The organism is Paenibacillus sp. XY044 (assembly GCF_002257645.1).
GTDB lineage: Bacteria > Bacillota > Bacilli > Paenibacillales > Paenibacillaceae > Paenibacillus_AQ.
Genome location: NZ_NQMO01000003.1, coordinates 600,356 through 616,772, shown reverse-complemented (window position 1 = coordinate 616,772; position 16,417 = coordinate 600,356). Strand labels below are relative to the sequence as shown.

At 53.2% G+C, this 16,417-nt stretch carries 11 protein-coding genes and 1 pseudogene; 2 read left to right on the top strand and 10 right to left on the bottom strand.

The annotated features are described in order from the left end of the window. Positions 1-392 precede the first annotated feature (392 nt). Positions 393-1,755, top strand: a pseudogene (locus CJP46_RS16475) (lytic polysaccharide monooxygenase). Positions 1,756-1,832: 77 nt separating this feature from the next. On the opposite strand, the gene CJP46_RS16470 reads toward CJP46_RS16475, so the two are convergent. The 7 genes from CJP46_RS16470 to CJP46_RS16440 form a co-directional block, all read right to left on the bottom strand. Beyond that, positions 1,833-2,156 (bottom strand): 2Fe-2S iron-sulfur cluster-binding protein, encoded by a 324-nt coding sequence (locus tag CJP46_RS16470; RefSeq protein WP_094596671.1) that lies wholly within the window; start codon positions 2,154-2,156, stop codon positions 1,833-1,835. Between the two features lie 51 nt (positions 2,157-2,207). Further along, entirely contained in the window at positions 2,208-3,500 is a 1,293-nt protein-coding gene (locus tag CJP46_RS16465) for a sulfatase-like hydrolase/transferase (RefSeq protein WP_256992375.1), read from the bottom strand. A gap of 22 nt (positions 3,501-3,522) precedes the next feature. Then, positions 3,523-5,121, bottom strand: a complete 1,599-nt coding sequence (locus tag CJP46_RS16460) for an extracellular solute-binding protein (protein ID WP_094596669.1) — start codon at positions 5,119-5,121, stop codon at positions 3,523-3,525. Between the two features lie 58 nt (positions 5,122-5,179). Continuing rightward, positions 5,180-6,073 (bottom strand): carbohydrate ABC transporter permease, encoded by an 894-nt coding sequence (locus CJP46_RS16455; RefSeq protein WP_094596668.1) that lies wholly within the window; start codon positions 6,071-6,073, stop codon positions 5,180-5,182. Between the two features lie 19 nt (positions 6,074-6,092). Then, positions 6,093-7,061: an ABC transporter permease gene (locus CJP46_RS16450; RefSeq protein ID WP_094596667.1), complete on the bottom strand. Its 969-nt coding sequence runs from the start codon at positions 7,059-7,061 to the stop codon at positions 6,093-6,095. A 345-nt stretch (positions 7,062-7,406) separates the two neighbouring features. Next, entirely contained in the window at positions 7,407-9,659 is a 2,253-nt protein-coding gene (locus tag CJP46_RS16445) for a helix-turn-helix domain-containing protein (protein WP_094596666.1), read from the bottom strand. Between the two features lie 296 nt (positions 9,660-9,955). Next, on the bottom strand, positions 9,956-12,520 hold the full coding sequence (locus CJP46_RS16440; protein WP_094596665.1) for an Ig-like domain-containing protein: 2,565 nt from the start codon (positions 12,518-12,520) through the stop codon (positions 9,956-9,958). Between the two features lie 417 nt (positions 12,521-12,937). Between CJP46_RS16440 and CJP46_RS16435 the strand changes: the two genes are divergently transcribed. Beyond that, positions 12,938-13,792 (top strand): SDR family oxidoreductase, encoded by an 855-nt coding sequence (locus CJP46_RS16435; protein WP_094596664.1) that lies wholly within the window; start codon positions 12,938-12,940, stop codon positions 13,790-13,792. A gap of 71 nt (positions 13,793-13,863) precedes the next feature. Here the strand turns inward: CJP46_RS16435 and CJP46_RS16430 are convergent, their stop codons facing one another. The 3 genes from CJP46_RS16430 to CJP46_RS16420 are packed head-to-tail and all read right to left on the bottom strand — an operon-like array spanning position 13,864 to position 16,407. Next, complete coding sequence (locus CJP46_RS16430) at positions 13,864-14,193, bottom strand: SCP2 sterol-binding domain-containing protein (protein WP_094596663.1); 330 nt, start codon at positions 14,191-14,193, stop codon at positions 13,864-13,866. Further along, a complete protein-coding gene (locus tag CJP46_RS16425) occupies positions 14,171-14,668 on the bottom strand; it encodes a PaaI family thioesterase (protein WP_256992374.1) in 498 nt (165 codons plus the stop codon). Before CJP46_RS16425 ends, CJP46_RS16430 begins: the two co-directional genes overlap by 23 nt. A 44-nt stretch (positions 14,669-14,712) precedes the next feature. After that, positions 14,713-16,407 carry an AMP-binding protein gene (locus tag CJP46_RS16420; protein ID WP_094596662.1) on the bottom strand — a complete coding sequence of 565 codons (1,695 nt, stop codon included), beginning with the start codon at positions 16,405-16,407 and terminating at the stop codon, positions 14,713-14,715. Between the last annotated feature and the right edge of the window lie 10 nt (positions 16,408-16,417).

Below are 16,417 nucleotides of genomic sequence, written 5' to 3'. Positions count from 1 at the left end.
GGATGCATTCCAGACTCTTGATTTAGGTTTCCGCATTCCGCAATTTTTTATGAATGAACGGTAACGATTCACTCAAACACCACCTAAATCGTTGTTTTTTATTATTGAGGGGGAGGGCCTATTGGTTTATCGTTGTGTTAACGATACTAATTATTACTAAATATTGATTTTTTATGTATTTTTCGGATTAAAAATCGAGTTCTTGATCCGATATAAACTCGCCTGCCGAGTTTATATATAACAACATCCCAGAAGCTGACTGATAACAAGGTCGGCGTTCGTGAAGCGAATCGATTGCCAATTTTTATAAAGGGGGGTGTCACAGCCTTAACAACCTTCGCAGCCAGAATGTCACATATCGTTCCATATTCGGATTAGAGGAGGAAATTCGGATGACAACGATTCGGTTACGACAGCATGGAATGCTAAAATGGCTGTTCGCTGGCAGTTTGGCTTTGATCACGCTGCTGTGCACGATGATGATCGTGGAGCGTGCTTCCGCGCATGGTTATGTCCAGTCCCCCGGCAGCCGCGCTTATTTATGCAAAACGGGTGCCAATACGAACTGCGGCCCGATCGTCTACGAGCCTCAAAGCTTGGAAGCTCCGAAGGGCTTCCCGGCCGCCGGTCCGGCAGACGGTAAAATCGCCAGCGCCAACGGTGCTTTCCCCACGCTGGACGAACAATCTTCGACCCGCTGGAGCAAAGTCAACCTCACTCCCGGCACCAATACGTTCAGCTGGACCCTTGACGGCCAGACACGCCACGACCAGCTGGAAATATTACATCACGAAGCAGAACTGGAACCCCAATGCGCCGCTCACAAGAGATTCCTTCGATCTGACCCCGTTTTGTTCGGAAAATTATAACGGCGTGCAGCCTGGCGCAACCTATACCAGCACCTGTAATGTGCCAAGCCGTACGGGATATCAGGTCATCCTCGCCGTGTGGGAAATCGCGGATACCGCCAACGCCTTCTACAATGTGATTGATGTGGACTTCGGCGGGGGCAGCGGAACTCCGGATACCACGGCTCCTTCGGCCCCTTCCAACCTGAAGGCAACCGGCATTACGTCAACAGGGGCAACGCTGACCTGGGGCGCCTCGAGCGATAATGTCGGCGTGACCGGCTACAAGGTCTATAACGGAAGCACGCTTGTCACTACGACGGGAAGTTCTACCCTCAGTTATCAGGTCACCGGACTTTCGCCAAACACTTCCTATACGTTTACTGTTCGTGCCGTAGACGCTGCGGGCAATACTTCGGATGCCAGCAGCGCCGTTACGTTCACGACATCCGGCTCGACGAATCCGCCGGCTGACACCCAGGCACCTTCGGCTCCAGCCGGTCTGCAGGTTGACGGTACGCCGACTTCCGATGCAGTAAAACTAAAATGGACGGCTTCGACGGATAACGTTGGCGTGACCGGTTACCGGATATACAACGGCAGCACGCTGGCAGGCACCGTATCCGGTACGACGCTGACCTACACGGCCAGCGGACTCGCGGCTAAGACGTCTTATACGTTTACCGTTCGCGCTGTGGATGCGGCGGGAAATGATTCGGCCGCCAGCAATCCGGTAACCGCAACGACGGCTTCATCCCCGTCCGCAGCGGCATGGGCACCAAATGTCGCCTATACACCCGGTACGCTCGTTACCTATAACGGATCGACCTACGAATGCCGCCAGGCCCATACCTCGCTGCCGGGTTGGGAACCGCCGAACGTTCCGGCGCTTTGGCTGTTAAAATAACGGAAAAACGGCTTTCTTCCCCGAAACCTGGCGGAAAGAAAGCCGCTTTATTTTGTGGCTGTTTAGACCTGATTACCTTAGTCCAATGGTCTTTTACCGGGATCCATTCCGGATTCCGATACCGTCATCACCGGCTTGACCGTCAGGTCCGTATGTACCCGAATTTGGCAGGACAGCCTGATATTCGGCTCGTGAATACCTTTGGTGCTAAGAATGGCTGCTTCGGCTTCCCCGACAGGACCCGCATCGCCTTCCAACACTTCCACCCGGCAGGTGGTGCATCTGGCATTTCCCCCGCAGCGGTGCAAAATATCCACCCCGTTGTCTTCTAGGGCCAGGACGAGCTTCTGTCCTTCCTCTGCTAGAATGGCCTCTCTGCCTTCCACTTGAATCGTTGGCATACGATCAACTCCTTTGATTGGATCTAACATGTATATTACCCTAAGGATAAACTATAGAAGCGCCGCATACCACTGCCGGACATCATTTTCCAGTCGCTGCGCGATTTCCGGGAACTCATCCTTCAGATTGACCCGTTCGCCCGGATCCGCCTCCAAATCCGATAAATGAACATCGTCGGGCTGGGTGCGGTCAAAGTCGAGCTTGCCGCCAAGGACCAGCTTCCATTTGCCCTCACGAATCGCGAGCTGGCTGCCGTACTCCCAGCATATTTGCTGATGCGGCGTTCCCGCCTTTTGCGTCAGCATCGGCACGATGCTGCTTCCGTCGATCTCTTCCGCCGCGGGCACGGGAAGACCGGCGAGATCCATCACGGTCGGAACGATATCGGCCATCATGCCGACGTCATCTTTCGTCTGTTCAGCAGCAATTTTGGATGGATAGACGAGGATGGCCGGTTCCCGAATCCCGCCTTCGAACAGGCTGCCTTTATGCCCGCGGAAGATTCCGGCGCTTCCGCCGTAGTACACGTCTTCCGTTCCGTCCAGGTAATTGCGCGACTCCGATGACGGCCCATTGTCGCTCGAGAAGAAAATAATGGTGTCTTCATACGCCCCCACACGTTTAAGCGCTGCCACAATATTGCCGACACCGTCATCAACGGCCGAGATCATGGCCGCCATCAGCTGGCGGTCCCTTGGGAGGTGACTGTAGCGATTCATATATTTTTCCGGCGCATGCATCGGGTAATGCGGCGCATTATAAGCGGCATACAGGAAAAACGGCTTGTCGGCAGCCCGGCTTGCCTCGATAAAATCGACGGATTTGTCGGTGATCAGATGCGTCAAATACTCACCGTCGCGCCACACCTCTTCGCCGTTGCTCCATAAATCGTGCACCGGATTCACGCTCGGCATTCCCCAATAAAAGATGTGGGAATAGTAGTCCACGCACCCGGCCTGGAAGCCGAAGTACTCATCAAATCCCTTGGCATTGGGCTTGGTCTCTTCTGCCGATCCAAGATGCCATTTGCCGAATAAAGCCGTTCTGTAGTCATGCTCTTTGAGCCGCTGCGCTAGGGTTTTGGCATCGTCCCTTAATCCGCCCGTCCCTCTCTTCCCGCCCAAGATATGGCTGACGCCTGTTTTGGCAGGATACTTCCCCGTAAGCAGCGCCGCCCGGGACGGTGAACATACCGGTGAGTTCGAGTACCAGTTGGTAAAACGTGCCCCATCTTGTGCAAGCGCATCCAAGTGCGGCGTACGAATCGCATCGGAGCCGTAGCAGCCCAAGTCACCGTAGCCCAAATCGTCGCAGTAAATTACAATCACATTCGGTTTAGTCAAAGTTGAATCACACCTTTTACGATTATTTCGACTGATTCCATCGATCATAAGCGTCCTGATAAATTTGCAGCATTTCCGTTAGACCCATTTTATCAATCGTCTTCACATATTCGTCCCATTTGCTTATCGGCTCTTGGCCGACCACGAATTTGGCCTCCATTTGATCCACATACGTTTTGATGTCCGTCTTGATGATGTTGAGGCGTTTTTGCTCGTCATTGCTGAAATACACATCCGGATATTCTTGTCTGGCGTAAGGATTCAGCTTATCGTCCACCATTTTGTTGTAGTCCGGCGCCTTTCCGTTATCCCGCTTCGAGTCAAACACCCGTTCCTTGATCAATGGAAGCTGTCCACCGACATCCGGGGTGAGTTTGGCACGGTATTCCTCAGGGTTGGTACCTTCCGGGGATACAAATTTCCACTTGGTTTTGGCATCGTCCAGCCATTCATAGCTGTCACCGAGGTATCCCAGGCGGCTTCCTTCATCCGAATACAAAATATCGACCCAGCGCATCGTCGCTTCCGGATACTTGTTCTCACTTGTAATCGCAAACGTCCCCCGGCGGATGTTGGAGGCTTTCTGGGCCAGTTTCTCCGGGTTCACCGGGCTCGTCAGCGGACCCAGCATCGGATGCTTCAAGTTATCTTCCGGCTTATCAACCTTCAAAACCAAGTCTGGAGAAGAGGTGACGAACGCACCCAACTGGTTCGCATTCCCCTTGGCCGACATTTGTTGCGAGGTCTGAACGAACAGCTCGTTGTCGAGCAGCTTATCGGAGAACAGTTTGTTCAGATACTCCAGATAGGCTTTATATTCGCTTTGAACAGGATTAAACCGGACCTTCCCGTCATTAACCTCCACTTCGCGGCCAAGCAGTCCGAAAGCCGGAAGCAGAACGCTTTGCAAACTGTCCAGCTTCACGCCGGATAAAGGAATCTCATCAGGTTGCCCGTTCCCGTTCGGATCTTCGTTCTTAAAACGTACCAACAGATCATACAGTTCATCCGTCGTCGCAGGCTCCCCGCTTACCCCGAGGTGCTTCAGCCAGTCTCCATTCAGCCACATCCGGTTGGGGACATAGGCGCGGGGCTGGTCAATGATGAGCGGCAGCGCATAGATGTGACCATCAACGGTGGTGATCGACTTTTTTATTTCGGGATTGTCGGTCATCAATTTGTTGAAATGCGGCGCGTATTTCTCGATGAGCCCTTCGAGCGGTATCAAATATCCTTGGCTGCCATAAGTCACTTCGTCGTCTGGCGTCAGCTGTGCGTTAAAGAACACATCCGGCAGCTGCCGGCTGGCGAACGCCAGATTTTTGGCTTCCTGATAGTTGGCTTGGGGCGGCGTGTCGAACTCGAAGTGGATGTTCGTTTTTTCCTCCATCTTTTTAAATAATACCATGTCCTCCCATGGCCCGTGAATGGCAGCTTTGGCGCCCATCATCGTCAAAGTGACGGTATCCTTTACGATCGGATAGCCGGTGGCATTGACATTGTCCATATTCGCCCCTGCGGGAGCTCCGGATGGATTCGCTGATTTTCCGGAACTGCAGCCGGTAACCAGCAGCGCACTCCCGATCATGCTCACCAATCCGCTTTTCAACCACTTGTTCATTGGCGTATTTCCCCTTCCTTCAATTCATGTATACGGTTTCAATGAAGTCCTTCATTTCTTAGCCTTTGACTGAACCAATCAGAACACCTTTCATAAAATACCGCTGCATGAACGGGTACACGGCGATCACCGGGAGGCTGGACACGATCATGACCGCATATTTGATCATGTCGGCGATTCGTGCCTGCTTCGCCATAGCTTCCATATCGTCGCCTGTCATCAGCATGGTATCGTTCATTTGATTCTGCACGAGGATTTCGCGCAAAATTAACTGCAGCGGATACAGACTGCGGTCCTTCAAATAAATAATAGCGTTAAAATAGCTGTTCCAATGCGTCACCCCGTAATATAGAGCCATCACCGCGATGATAGGCGCGGATAACGGAAGCACGATTTTGATAAACAGCCCGGTATTGGAACATCCGTCGATCTCGGCAGACTCCTGAAGCTCATGGGGAATGTTCGTCTGAAAAAAAGTCCGGCAAATGATCAGGTTGTACACCGATACCGCATTGGGTATGAGGAGCGCCCATACCGTATTGAGCATGCCGAGCCCGCTGACGAGCAGGAAGGTAGGAATCAGGCCTCCCCCGAAGAACATCGTAAAAACGATGAGCCCCATCATGGGGCCACGTCCCCTTAAATCCTTGCGTGAAAGGGCATAAGCTCCCGGAATCGTAAAAAGAAGGTTGATGCAGGTACCGCCGACCGTATACAAAATCGTGTTGCGGTAGCCGGTCCAAATCTCCGGATTTTGAAACACGCGCTGATAGCCTTCAAAGGTCAGCCCTCTTGGGAACAGCCACATCGTCCCCTGATTAACATAGACCGGATCACTGACCGAGGCACTGATGATGTACACAAGCGGATACAGAACAATCAAGAAAGTGAGGCAGAGAAAAACATAGTTCAACACGACAAATAAGCGATCGGACCGATGCGTTCGGCTCATGAGTTCTCTTCCCCCTTCCTCACCACAGGCTCGTCTCGTTTAATCGCTTGGCCAGGCGGTTAACGGTCAGCAGCAGAATGAAATTAATGACAGCGTTAAACAGGCCGATCGCGGCGGAAAAGCTGAACTGGCCCTGAACGAGTCCGATCCGGTACACGTATGTGGAGATGACATCGGACGCTTCCAGATTCAACGGATTTTGCAGCAGGAATACCTTTTCGAACCCGACCGACATGAAATTGCCGACGTTTAATATGAGCAGAATGACCATCGTCGGCATGATGCCGGGCAAATTGATATGCCATATTCTGCGGATCCGGCTTGCCCCGTCGATCATGGCGGCTTCATGCTGCTGCGGATCTATGCCCGCCAATGCGGCGAGATAAATAATCGTTCCCCAGCCCATGCTCTGCCAGACGCCGGACAATACGAAAACGGTCTTGAACCATCCGGGCTCTGTTAGAAAAGGAAGCGGTTCCCCTCCGAAAGCCTTCACGACCAAATTGATTAGTCCTGTGCCCGGTGCCAAAAAGGCAATGATCATCCCGCTCATTACGACGACGGAAATGAAGTGTGGGGCGTATGTCACCGTCTGCACCCACTTCTTAAAAACACCTCCGCGAAGCTCGTTTAAGGATAGAGCGATCAGGATCGGGATCGGAAAGCCGACGGCCAGCTCATATAGGCTGATTCCGAGCGTGTTGCGAATCAAGGCCCAAAAGTAATAGGAATCAAAAAAACGGCGCAAATGCTCCAGACCCACCCAAGGGCTGTTCCATATTCCCAAACTGGGCGAATAATCCCGGAACGCAATCTGCAGCCCATACAATGGCACATAGTGAAAGACGATAATATAGGCCATCGTAGGTAGAACAAACAGATATAGTTCCCAATTTCGCCACACGGATTTCCACCCTTTTCCGCGCAGTTGTGAACGCCTATGCGTGTGCCGGATCGGCCTGGCAGCGGCTGGTGTCTTCGCGGACATCAAGCAGCATCCCCTTTCTGTTATTTCTGAAATGTATTTGCCCGCCACCTCTTCGGGACATGGCTTGAGCTTCATGGTAATGCGGGGCTGCCTGATCGTAAATGGGTAGGAATTGATACGCGTTTGTCCTTTTTTACATGCCGTTAAACCTGACCAAACCTTGTAAATATGTTGTTTTTGCCGCGGTATGTTCATTTTTGACAATGCCGGTAAAATGGGGCGCTGCCAAGGTATTCGCTGCTGTCCAAGTGCGTGCAGCACAACAAAAACATCAAAAACGCATACTCCCGGGCCCTGGTCAGGAATCCGAAAATACGCGTCTTCCGCTTATTGCGAATGGAAATTTCAAGAATACAGTTTCCGGTACTGTCCCAACGTAATGCCCTCGATATTTTTGAATTTGCGCATAAAGTTGGAAACGTCCGCGTAGCCGACGCGGTTCACGATATCCTTGATCGGAAGGCTGCTGTGCCTTAGTAAGCGCTTTACTTCCTCCATGCGAAGATGTGTGATGTATTCGGTAAATGTGTAACCCGTCTGGTCCTTCATATACCGGCTGAAATAGGACACCGACATTTGGAAGTGGTCGGCGAGCTTTTCAAGGCTGAGATCATATTCCTTATAATGCTCCTCTATATAGCGGATAGTTTCTTTCCCTAAGGCGCTGTTTTTGCTCTCCTTGTTGTCATGTACATAGCGGCAAATCATGTCTATTAGGCCATTCATGCCGCCCTCCAGCTGGCGCAATGTCGTAAAATCGGTCAGCCGCTGGCGGTACGCCTGAGGGATTGCTAACTTTAAATCGTTCATGGTCCTTAAAAATGTATTGATCAAATCGAAGCTCATGCAGCGGAAGAAAAACATGGACACCTCTTTCCCCTCCAGATCGCGGACGATCTGGGACAGTGCCGATTTGGCCGCTTCGGCATTTCCTTGTTTGAGGCTCTGTACGAGGCGAATTTGCTCTTCCCGTGAAAACCACCCGCTGCCATCCTGCTGCTCAGACATGTCGGTAAAAAATAGGGTCTCACCGCTCCGGACACGAATGCTCTGATCAATTGCCGCACTTGCCTCAATATATGAGCGGTTAATTTGATGCAGCCCGGCTGCCTGGCTCCCGACGCCGATCGTCGGCCGGGTTCCGCAGCAGAGCTCAAAAATTCGTGAAACATGCGCCGCGGCTTCCGTTTGAATGGCCCGAAAATCTGCATCCCCTCCATCCGCACTGAACACGAGGGCGACCGCCGGTCCGGAAATCAGCTCGACGCCATAGCCCATCGCATGCGTCGTCGTAACTTCAGCCAGCATTCTCAGCAGATCCTCGCGCTGCCGAGGGGAAACCGGGACATCAGCGCTCATTTGTATGACGGCTGCAAAGCATCCCGATCCCCTTAAGACCACCTGTTCCCGCATGACAAAGTCATCGACTTCTTGCTCATCCCGAAGGGAGCCCATCAACAGCCGCGCCAAAAACTGCTCGCGGACGGCCGGGCGCTGTTCGTCAATTTTCTTCGACAGGTCGCTTGCCGCAAGCACCGTGTCCCGGATCAAGTCCAGTTCATGCGACCGGCTCTGACCCGGCGCTTTCCCGCTGATGGATCTGGCTTGGTTGGCAAGATTACGAATCGGACGGTACTGACGCATGGACAGCAGGACCGCAGCCCAAATTCCAAAGGCGACCACGGCACCGCAAACAAACAGCATAAAGCTCCGCATCTCCAAGACCCGTCCCAAAAATTGCTTCGTCGGCATGATGATGACGTAAGACCATCCCGTTAAACCGGATTTGGCCTGCATCATGGAATAATGCCCGCCGCCGAACCGGACGTCCTGAATTTCGCTCTCGTCGTTCTGGCGCACGATTTGCCGGGCGTCCGGTTCGGTCAAGGTTGTTTCGCGGCTTCTGGATGCCAGCATGCTCCCGCCGGAATCCAGGATGTAAATGCTGCCCCCGAAATCGCCAAGGATTGGGCCAACCAAATCGGTAAGTACCGATTCCCGGACAAAGAAGCTCACGGTAGCGTAAGGCGACTGGCTGTTCCTCGGAATCGGGAACATATACATGAGCACGTTTTGCCGCTGGTCGGTTCCCGGAACCTGTGCCTGAACCCGGCGGATTTGCGGACTTTTCAGCTCGCTCATTTCCTTGTTTAATTCGGTTCCTTCCAGACCGTTAAAACCGTATACCCGTTTGGTAAACGTATCAAAAGCGTTGATTCCCGAAGAAGTATACAGCCGATCATCCCCGTGAAAATAGAGCGCCGTCTCATCCACGATCGTACTGTTCGCCTTATATTTGCCAAGCTCGTCCACAGCTTCGATTTCGTTATAATTTCCGCTTTTGACCATAAACGGCGTCAGTTTGGCGTCGATGGAAATTCGTGAAGCGGTATTATCCAGTCCTTTGGCCAACACGTCAATCGTGTTTTTCACCTGATTCAGCTTATACAGGTTGGACGCCTCGATCTCGCCCTTAAACTTCACGACGGCGTTGTAGTATACGACGCTGCTGAGGATGATGAACGGAATGGCAAAGATCAGTACATGCGACAGCAAAAATTGATAATACAGGCGCGAATTCGTTCGTTTTCGCCTCATCGTTCTCCCCCGTTTGGACGGCCCTTAGCACGCCGGATCGGCGTCTGGCCACGTTTTTCTTTGCGTTCAAATATAGGTGTTATTTTAACCTTCGTCAATAAGCCCAGGCATCGACCTAAGCAGGGAACTTAAGCAAAAGTCCGCGCGGGCAAAGGCTTATGGCCCCTCATCGTACATTCATTCGAAATTTTTGATAGGTAATACAAAAACCCAATCAACCGGTACGATCCCGGTGATTGGGCTTTCGTAATGCCATACATTCCACTTAATGTCCATGATGGAATCTTCCTATGCCGTCACCCTCCCCACTCTGTGGACCGGCCGTCGGGAGAATCATAAGCTTGTGCCCAGTAATACCCTGGCGACAGGATTCTCCGGGCCGCAAAGCCGGCTTTTCCTGCGGCCGCATTGATCGCCTCGGATGGAGCGGTGTATGCACCGGTCACTGAAGTTGCGCCGCTGACGTATTTTCCGCCCATATACGTGAACCGGCCATAAACCGATGCTTTAAGCCCAGCTCCCGTCTCTTTGTCAATGACCTGCAAGGAAACGGTCGCCTTGGTCCCGTCGTAAGTGACCTGCATTTGCCCCACGATCATCGGCTTCAGATCCGTATGCCCTGTCGTGACGCTAAACGGATCGCTTGCAGGCCCTTCATTACCGGAGGAATCAACTGCCGTTACCTTATATACATACGTTGTATCCGGCAGCAGACCGACGTCGCGGAAGTTCAGTTTGTTGGATACGCCAGCCAAGTGGGCTGGATCCGGTTCAAACTGCACATCCGTGCCTCGATAAACGCGATACTCTTTCACGGTGGCATTGTCGGAGGCAGGCCCATAGGTGATATCGACCCGCTGATAATCAAAGGCTGTCGCCTGCGGCGTGCCCGTGACGGCTGATGGCGGTTCGCTGTCCTGCGGCGGCTGCCAGTATACTCCACCAGGTCCCCATGCGGACGGCAATATTCTCAAATTGCCGTAGTGGTGGAGTGCGATCCCCCCAAAGGCAGGATCTCCTTCAAAAGCGGCGTACACTTTGTTCAGCTCCGACTCCATGTACGTTCGGCCTTCCTCATAGAAGCTGATGGCTTCCGGATCGCCGCCATCGGCGACATCGATCGTTTCCACGCCAATGACGACCGAATTCGGCTTGCCGATCTGATCCGCATATTCGATTTCTCCCCGTGCTTGTTCAATGATTCCTGCACTTCCGTCGGCCTGATCCCGGTAGTCCATGATCGATATATAATCGAGCGTATCTTGAACGTGTTGGGACATCCATTTGACCGAACCGTTCCACGAGATGCTGCTGGCATCCACCGAAGTGTCGAACCAGCGCGGGATGGCGGCTCCGACCTGCAGATCCAGGCCGGAAGCCTGCTTGCGGTCCATCAGCGCCTTGAGCATATCAAGGTACTGTACTTGAACTGAAGGTTTGCCGCTCTTAAAATCACCGAGGCTGTAAGGCTCCGTATCAATGTTTACGCCATCGAATCTCTCCCTTGGATCCGAGGATAAGTTGTAATTCAGGATCCCTTCGAACTCGGCCACCGCCTGGGTGCGGTAACGGGCATAGGCTCCGAAATAGGGCGGCGTCGTTCCGCCGGCGATTAAAGCCTGCACCTGGTAACCCTTGTCATGAGCCCAGCCGATAAAATCCCTGACCTCTGGCCGCTTTTCCTCCAGCATACGCATGCCGAAATATTGCCCCACCGCCAAGTACAGCGTCCGGATCGGTCTTTGCCCGAACGTTGACGTGTCGGATGCCATGGCATCCAGAACATTGCGGGAGCCCGGGTTCATGATCAGGGGGTACGCTTCATTTTCCCAGATCCACATGGCTCGATCCTGGCTGTACACTTGCTGGGTAACGGTCGTTGGGCCGGATGCTGCTTCAACCTGCTCGGAACCAGGATCCGCATTCATCTGCATCCCCTCATCCGCGTTCACTTCGTCGACTGCTCGTTCCTGCGAGGGAGACGGAGCCAGCTCATCTTGTGCCGTATCCTGCGCCCCTGAGACATCTTGTGTAGTTGGGACATCCAGTTCCACTACCGCATTGTTGTTTGTCTGGTCGTTTTGATCGGATTGGGCATCCTGTCCTGCCCGGTCCTCTTGTTCCGGCTGGTCCTGCTGCAGCATGGACTGACTGAATGAGTTCGCGACTTTCACATATTTTGCGCTGCTGAATCCTGTATTTCCGTTCGAATCCACGGCTCTGGCTTCGAGGCTGTTAACCCGTCCGGCATAAGCCGCCGCCTTCCACTTGTATTGATATCCTGAACCTTTGGGTGACGCATCCTTCCAATCTCCGCCGTTAATCCGGATTTGCACTTTGGAAACCGGGTTTTTGCTCTCTGCTGTAATGAGGACGGTGACGCTCCCTTTCACAGCGTTTGCTTCACCGGGGCTCGTGATCGTAACTTGGGGAATCGCGGCGCCCGGATTATCCACATCCACCGACATAAAGGGAGACCAGGCCACATAGCGGGTCACGCTGTCTTTTCCCCTTGCCGCCAGCTCTACCGAACCGTCGTATTTGGAAAAGTCGACGTCGGCATACCAGCTTCCGCTGCCATCCGCTTCCGGATCGTCCATGTGGGCACTGACCAGCGTATCGCCGGCTACGGCGAGTTCAACATCATACACGTCTGAAAACGTTCCAGAAATTCGGGACACGCCCGGCCCCAAAGGTCCGCCCGCAGGCGGGTCGATCGTGATGAGAGGCGAGGCAAAGACAGGTAATGGAGGAATTCCAAACACCGAAAGAACGACCGTGAAAATGAGACAAATTCCGACGTTACGAAAAGCTCGCGGGTTTCGGGCACGTCTCTGGGCATGCCCCTGCTTAATTGCCATAAGTCTCTTCACTTCCTTTACATAATGTGTGAATGACCTTGACATCGCAACTGGAAAAAGGGCTGGGGGTAAGAGTACAAGCTGAGGAATGTTAGTTTGAAGCGTTTACTTCTTCTTATTATGGCGGACGTGCGCTTAGAACCAAATGTGACAAAAATGTGAACTAAAAAATGGGTTTCAGCAATTTTCCGCGGTTTTTCTACCCGAAATTTCATTGTCCCGCCGTGAATGTACTCGGACACCTTCAGTGAACAACCTCAAGGACTCCGTGTATGGCGCGAACCTTAATGCCACCCCGTTTCAACGCCAATTCTTCATAGAGCAAAAGGCCGCTCTATACACCGCTTTCCCGTTCCGATATAGTGGATGTAAGGCAATGATGAGTTCTTTTCCAGCACATATTTGGGAGGAATCGGGATGGAACCTTTTTCGCAGAACTTGTTACAAGACAAAGTGGTTTTGATTACCGGGGGAGCGACGGGTCTGGGCCGGGCCATGGGTGAAAGGTTCGTGCAGCTTGGAGCAAAACTTGCGATCGCGGGGCGCAGAGAAGATGTCCTGGAGCAGACGGCCAAAGATTTTCTTGATAGCGGTTACAAAATATTCTATGCACCTTGCGACGTTCGGGAACCGGCACAGATTGCGGAGCTTGCGAATGCGGTCGAGCGGCATTTCGGCCGGATTGATATTCTCGTCAACAATGCCGCAGGCAACTTCATCAGTCCTACTGAACGATTATCTCCTCGGGCAGTTGACGCGGTACTGGACATCGTTCTTCACGGCACGTTCTATGCATCCCTGGAAATCGGAAAACGCTGGATCGACCGCGGCCAGGGAGGCACTATGCTCAACATCGTGACGACCTACGCCTCAACCGGATCGGCCTTCGTCGTTCCTTCCGCTGCAGCTAAGGCCGGCGTGCTGGCACTGACCCGTTCCTTGGCGGTGGAGTGGGCGCGTTACGGGATTCGCCAGGTGGCGATCGCTCCCGGCCCCTTCCCGACCGAAGGCGCATGGTCCCGCCTTTCGCCAACGCCGGAACTGGAGCAGCAGATGATCGACCGCGTCCCCTTGCGCCGGGTCGGGAACAAGGAGGAGCTCGCGAACCTGGCCGCTTACCTGGTCTCCGATTACGCGGGATATATCAATGGGGAAGTGGTAACTATCGACGGCGGAGAATGGCTGCAAGGAGCGGGCGAATTTGGCGGCCTGCTGTCGGTCACCGAGGAACAATGGGATGCGCTCGCCCAATTGACGCGCAAAGGCAAATAAATAGCACAAATAGGCTGCTTTGCATTAGGCAGCCTATATTTTTTCATTCATCGGTGACATATGACAGGCGCTCAAGCCTGATACTGCTTCAGGATTTCCTGAAGCTTCAAAGCCAGACCAAGACGGCCGTCGATCCGGAGCGATCCGGTCATATATGCCATCGTCGTGTTCAGGTCGTTTCGGAGCAGTTTGCGAAGATGGCTCTCGGACATCGTCAGCGTGCAGTCGGCGTCGCCAGAAGCGTCCTCCACAACACGCACCGTTCCGTTATCAAAATACACCTGCAGATTTTTTCCCGTATCCTTAATATGAAAATGGTAAGAGGCATGCAGCCCGCCAAGCGGCCCTGGCTGTTCGTTCATTTTTCCGGCCATCGCTTCAAGTTCTTGTACCACGCTCATCGATCATCCCTCTTCCATTGTTTCCTGTTTGCGCTTCCGGCGCATGCTTCTCCAGTACCCGGAAGGTGCCTGTGCCGAAGGCGAGCAGATCCCCGTTCTCTTTGCGTGCATAGGCCTGGGCCGTAATCAGCTTGCGCGAGCTGTGGATCATCTCGGCCGTCACGATGACGCGCCCTTCTCCCGTAGAAGCGACGTAGTTCATGTTTAAATTCACCGTCACCACATTGGCTTCCGGCCTGGCAAGCATAACGAGTATGCCCATGGCGGAGTCGATGGCCGAAGCATGCATGCCGCCGTGCACGATCCCGATGAGATTGAGATGATGGGGCAAAATATCAAAGGCTACCACGACCTGATCACCTTTATGTTCAACCAGTTCGCATCCGATAAAATCCCAAAAGGTATGCTTCGCGGCGTGCTCCAGCTGCTTCAGCTTCAGGCTCATATTCAGGCTATCCGTCGTTCCCCGATCCATGTTCGTGCCCTCCCTCTCGTTCGACGTCACCGTTTGTCATATCCCTATAGATCGACCTTTGATTGATTGACCAGCTTCTCGTTCTCTTCCTCGATCAGTTTCCGGCGGAGCACCTTGCCCACCAGCGTTTTGGGCAGTGACTCACGAAACTCATATATTTTGGGCACTTTATATACGGCCAGCCGTTCCTTGCACCACTTCTTCAGCTCCTGCTCGGTGACGGACGAGCCCTTTCGGAGCACAATGTAAGCCTTTACATTTTCGCCGCGGTAAGGGTCGTTCACACCGGCCACGACGGCTTCCTCCACGTCCGGATGCTCGAACAGCACCTCTTCGATTTCCCGCGGGTAGATGTTGTATCCGCCGGCGATGATCAAGTCTTTGCGTCGGTCCAAAATGTAAAAAAATCCTTCTTCGTCCATCCTCGCCAGATCCCCGGTATACAGCCAGCCGTCCCGAAGCGTGCGCTCCGTATCTTCCGGGCGGTTCCAATACCCCTTCATGACCTGAGGGCCGCGCACGACCAGCTCGCCGATTTCGCCAAGCGGCAGCTCTTCACCCGTTTCGGGATGTACGACGCGGGCTTCCGTATCCGGTAAAGGGATGCCGATCGAGCCGTTTTTGCGTTTCTCCCAAATATTGTTGGCATGCGTAACCGGGGACGCTTCGGTTAATCCGTAACCCTCGATCAGCTTGCCGCCGGTGACCTGCTCGAACCGCTCCTGCACCTCCAGGGGCAGCGGAGCCGCTCCGCTGATACATATATTTATGGAGGAGAGGTCGTACTTGTGCACTTCCGGATGGTGAATCACCGCAATATACATGGTTGGCGCACCGGGAAACACCGTCGGCTTCCGGCGGTCAATGATTTTCAGTATCTGATTGATTTCAAAACGCGGAACCAAGATCAGCGTTCCGGCATTATACACCGCCTGGTGAAGCAGAACCGTAAGTCCGAATACATGAAAAAAAGGCAGCGCGGCCAAGTATTTTTCCTGGCCAATCCGTGCCCGGTAAAACCATAACTGGGATTGAATCGTATTGGCTACCAGATTCATATGCGTCAGCATGACGCCTTTGGCGAACCCGGTCGTACCTCCCGTATACTGGATGAGCGCCAGGTCCTTATCGGCATCGACGGCTACCTGAACCGGAGCGCTACTTGATTCTTTCATAAGACGGGTAAAGGATACGATACGGTCATCGTAGGTGACGGAGACGTGAGTACCGTCCTTTTTGGCGGCAAGAGGGTACAGCAAGTTTTTGGGAAAAGGCAAATAATCTTTGACCGACGTGACGATCAGCTTGCTGAGCGGCCTGTTGGACATGGCCTGCTCCACGCGCTGCACCAGCGCGTCCAGCGTCACGATGATCCGGACATCAGCATCGCATAACTGATGCTGGATTTCCCGCGGAACATACAGCGGGTTGGTCATAACCGCCACTCCGCCTACCAGGAGCGTACTGTAATAAGCAATGACCTCCTGCGGACAGTTGGGCAGCATGATGGCGATCCGGTCCCCTTTGCGGACACCCAGCCGAAGCAGGGCGTTCGCAAACCGGTTTACCGAATCCATAAGGGAACGGAACGTCATTCGCTTCCCCATGAAATCCAGAGCAATATGCTCTGGAAATCGGGAAGCGGAATCCACTAAAAATTGGGCAACGTTTTGCTTGGGATACTCGTAACTGTGCGGGACCTCACTAGGATACTGATTTAACCAAGGTTTACTCGACATCCAGGCCACC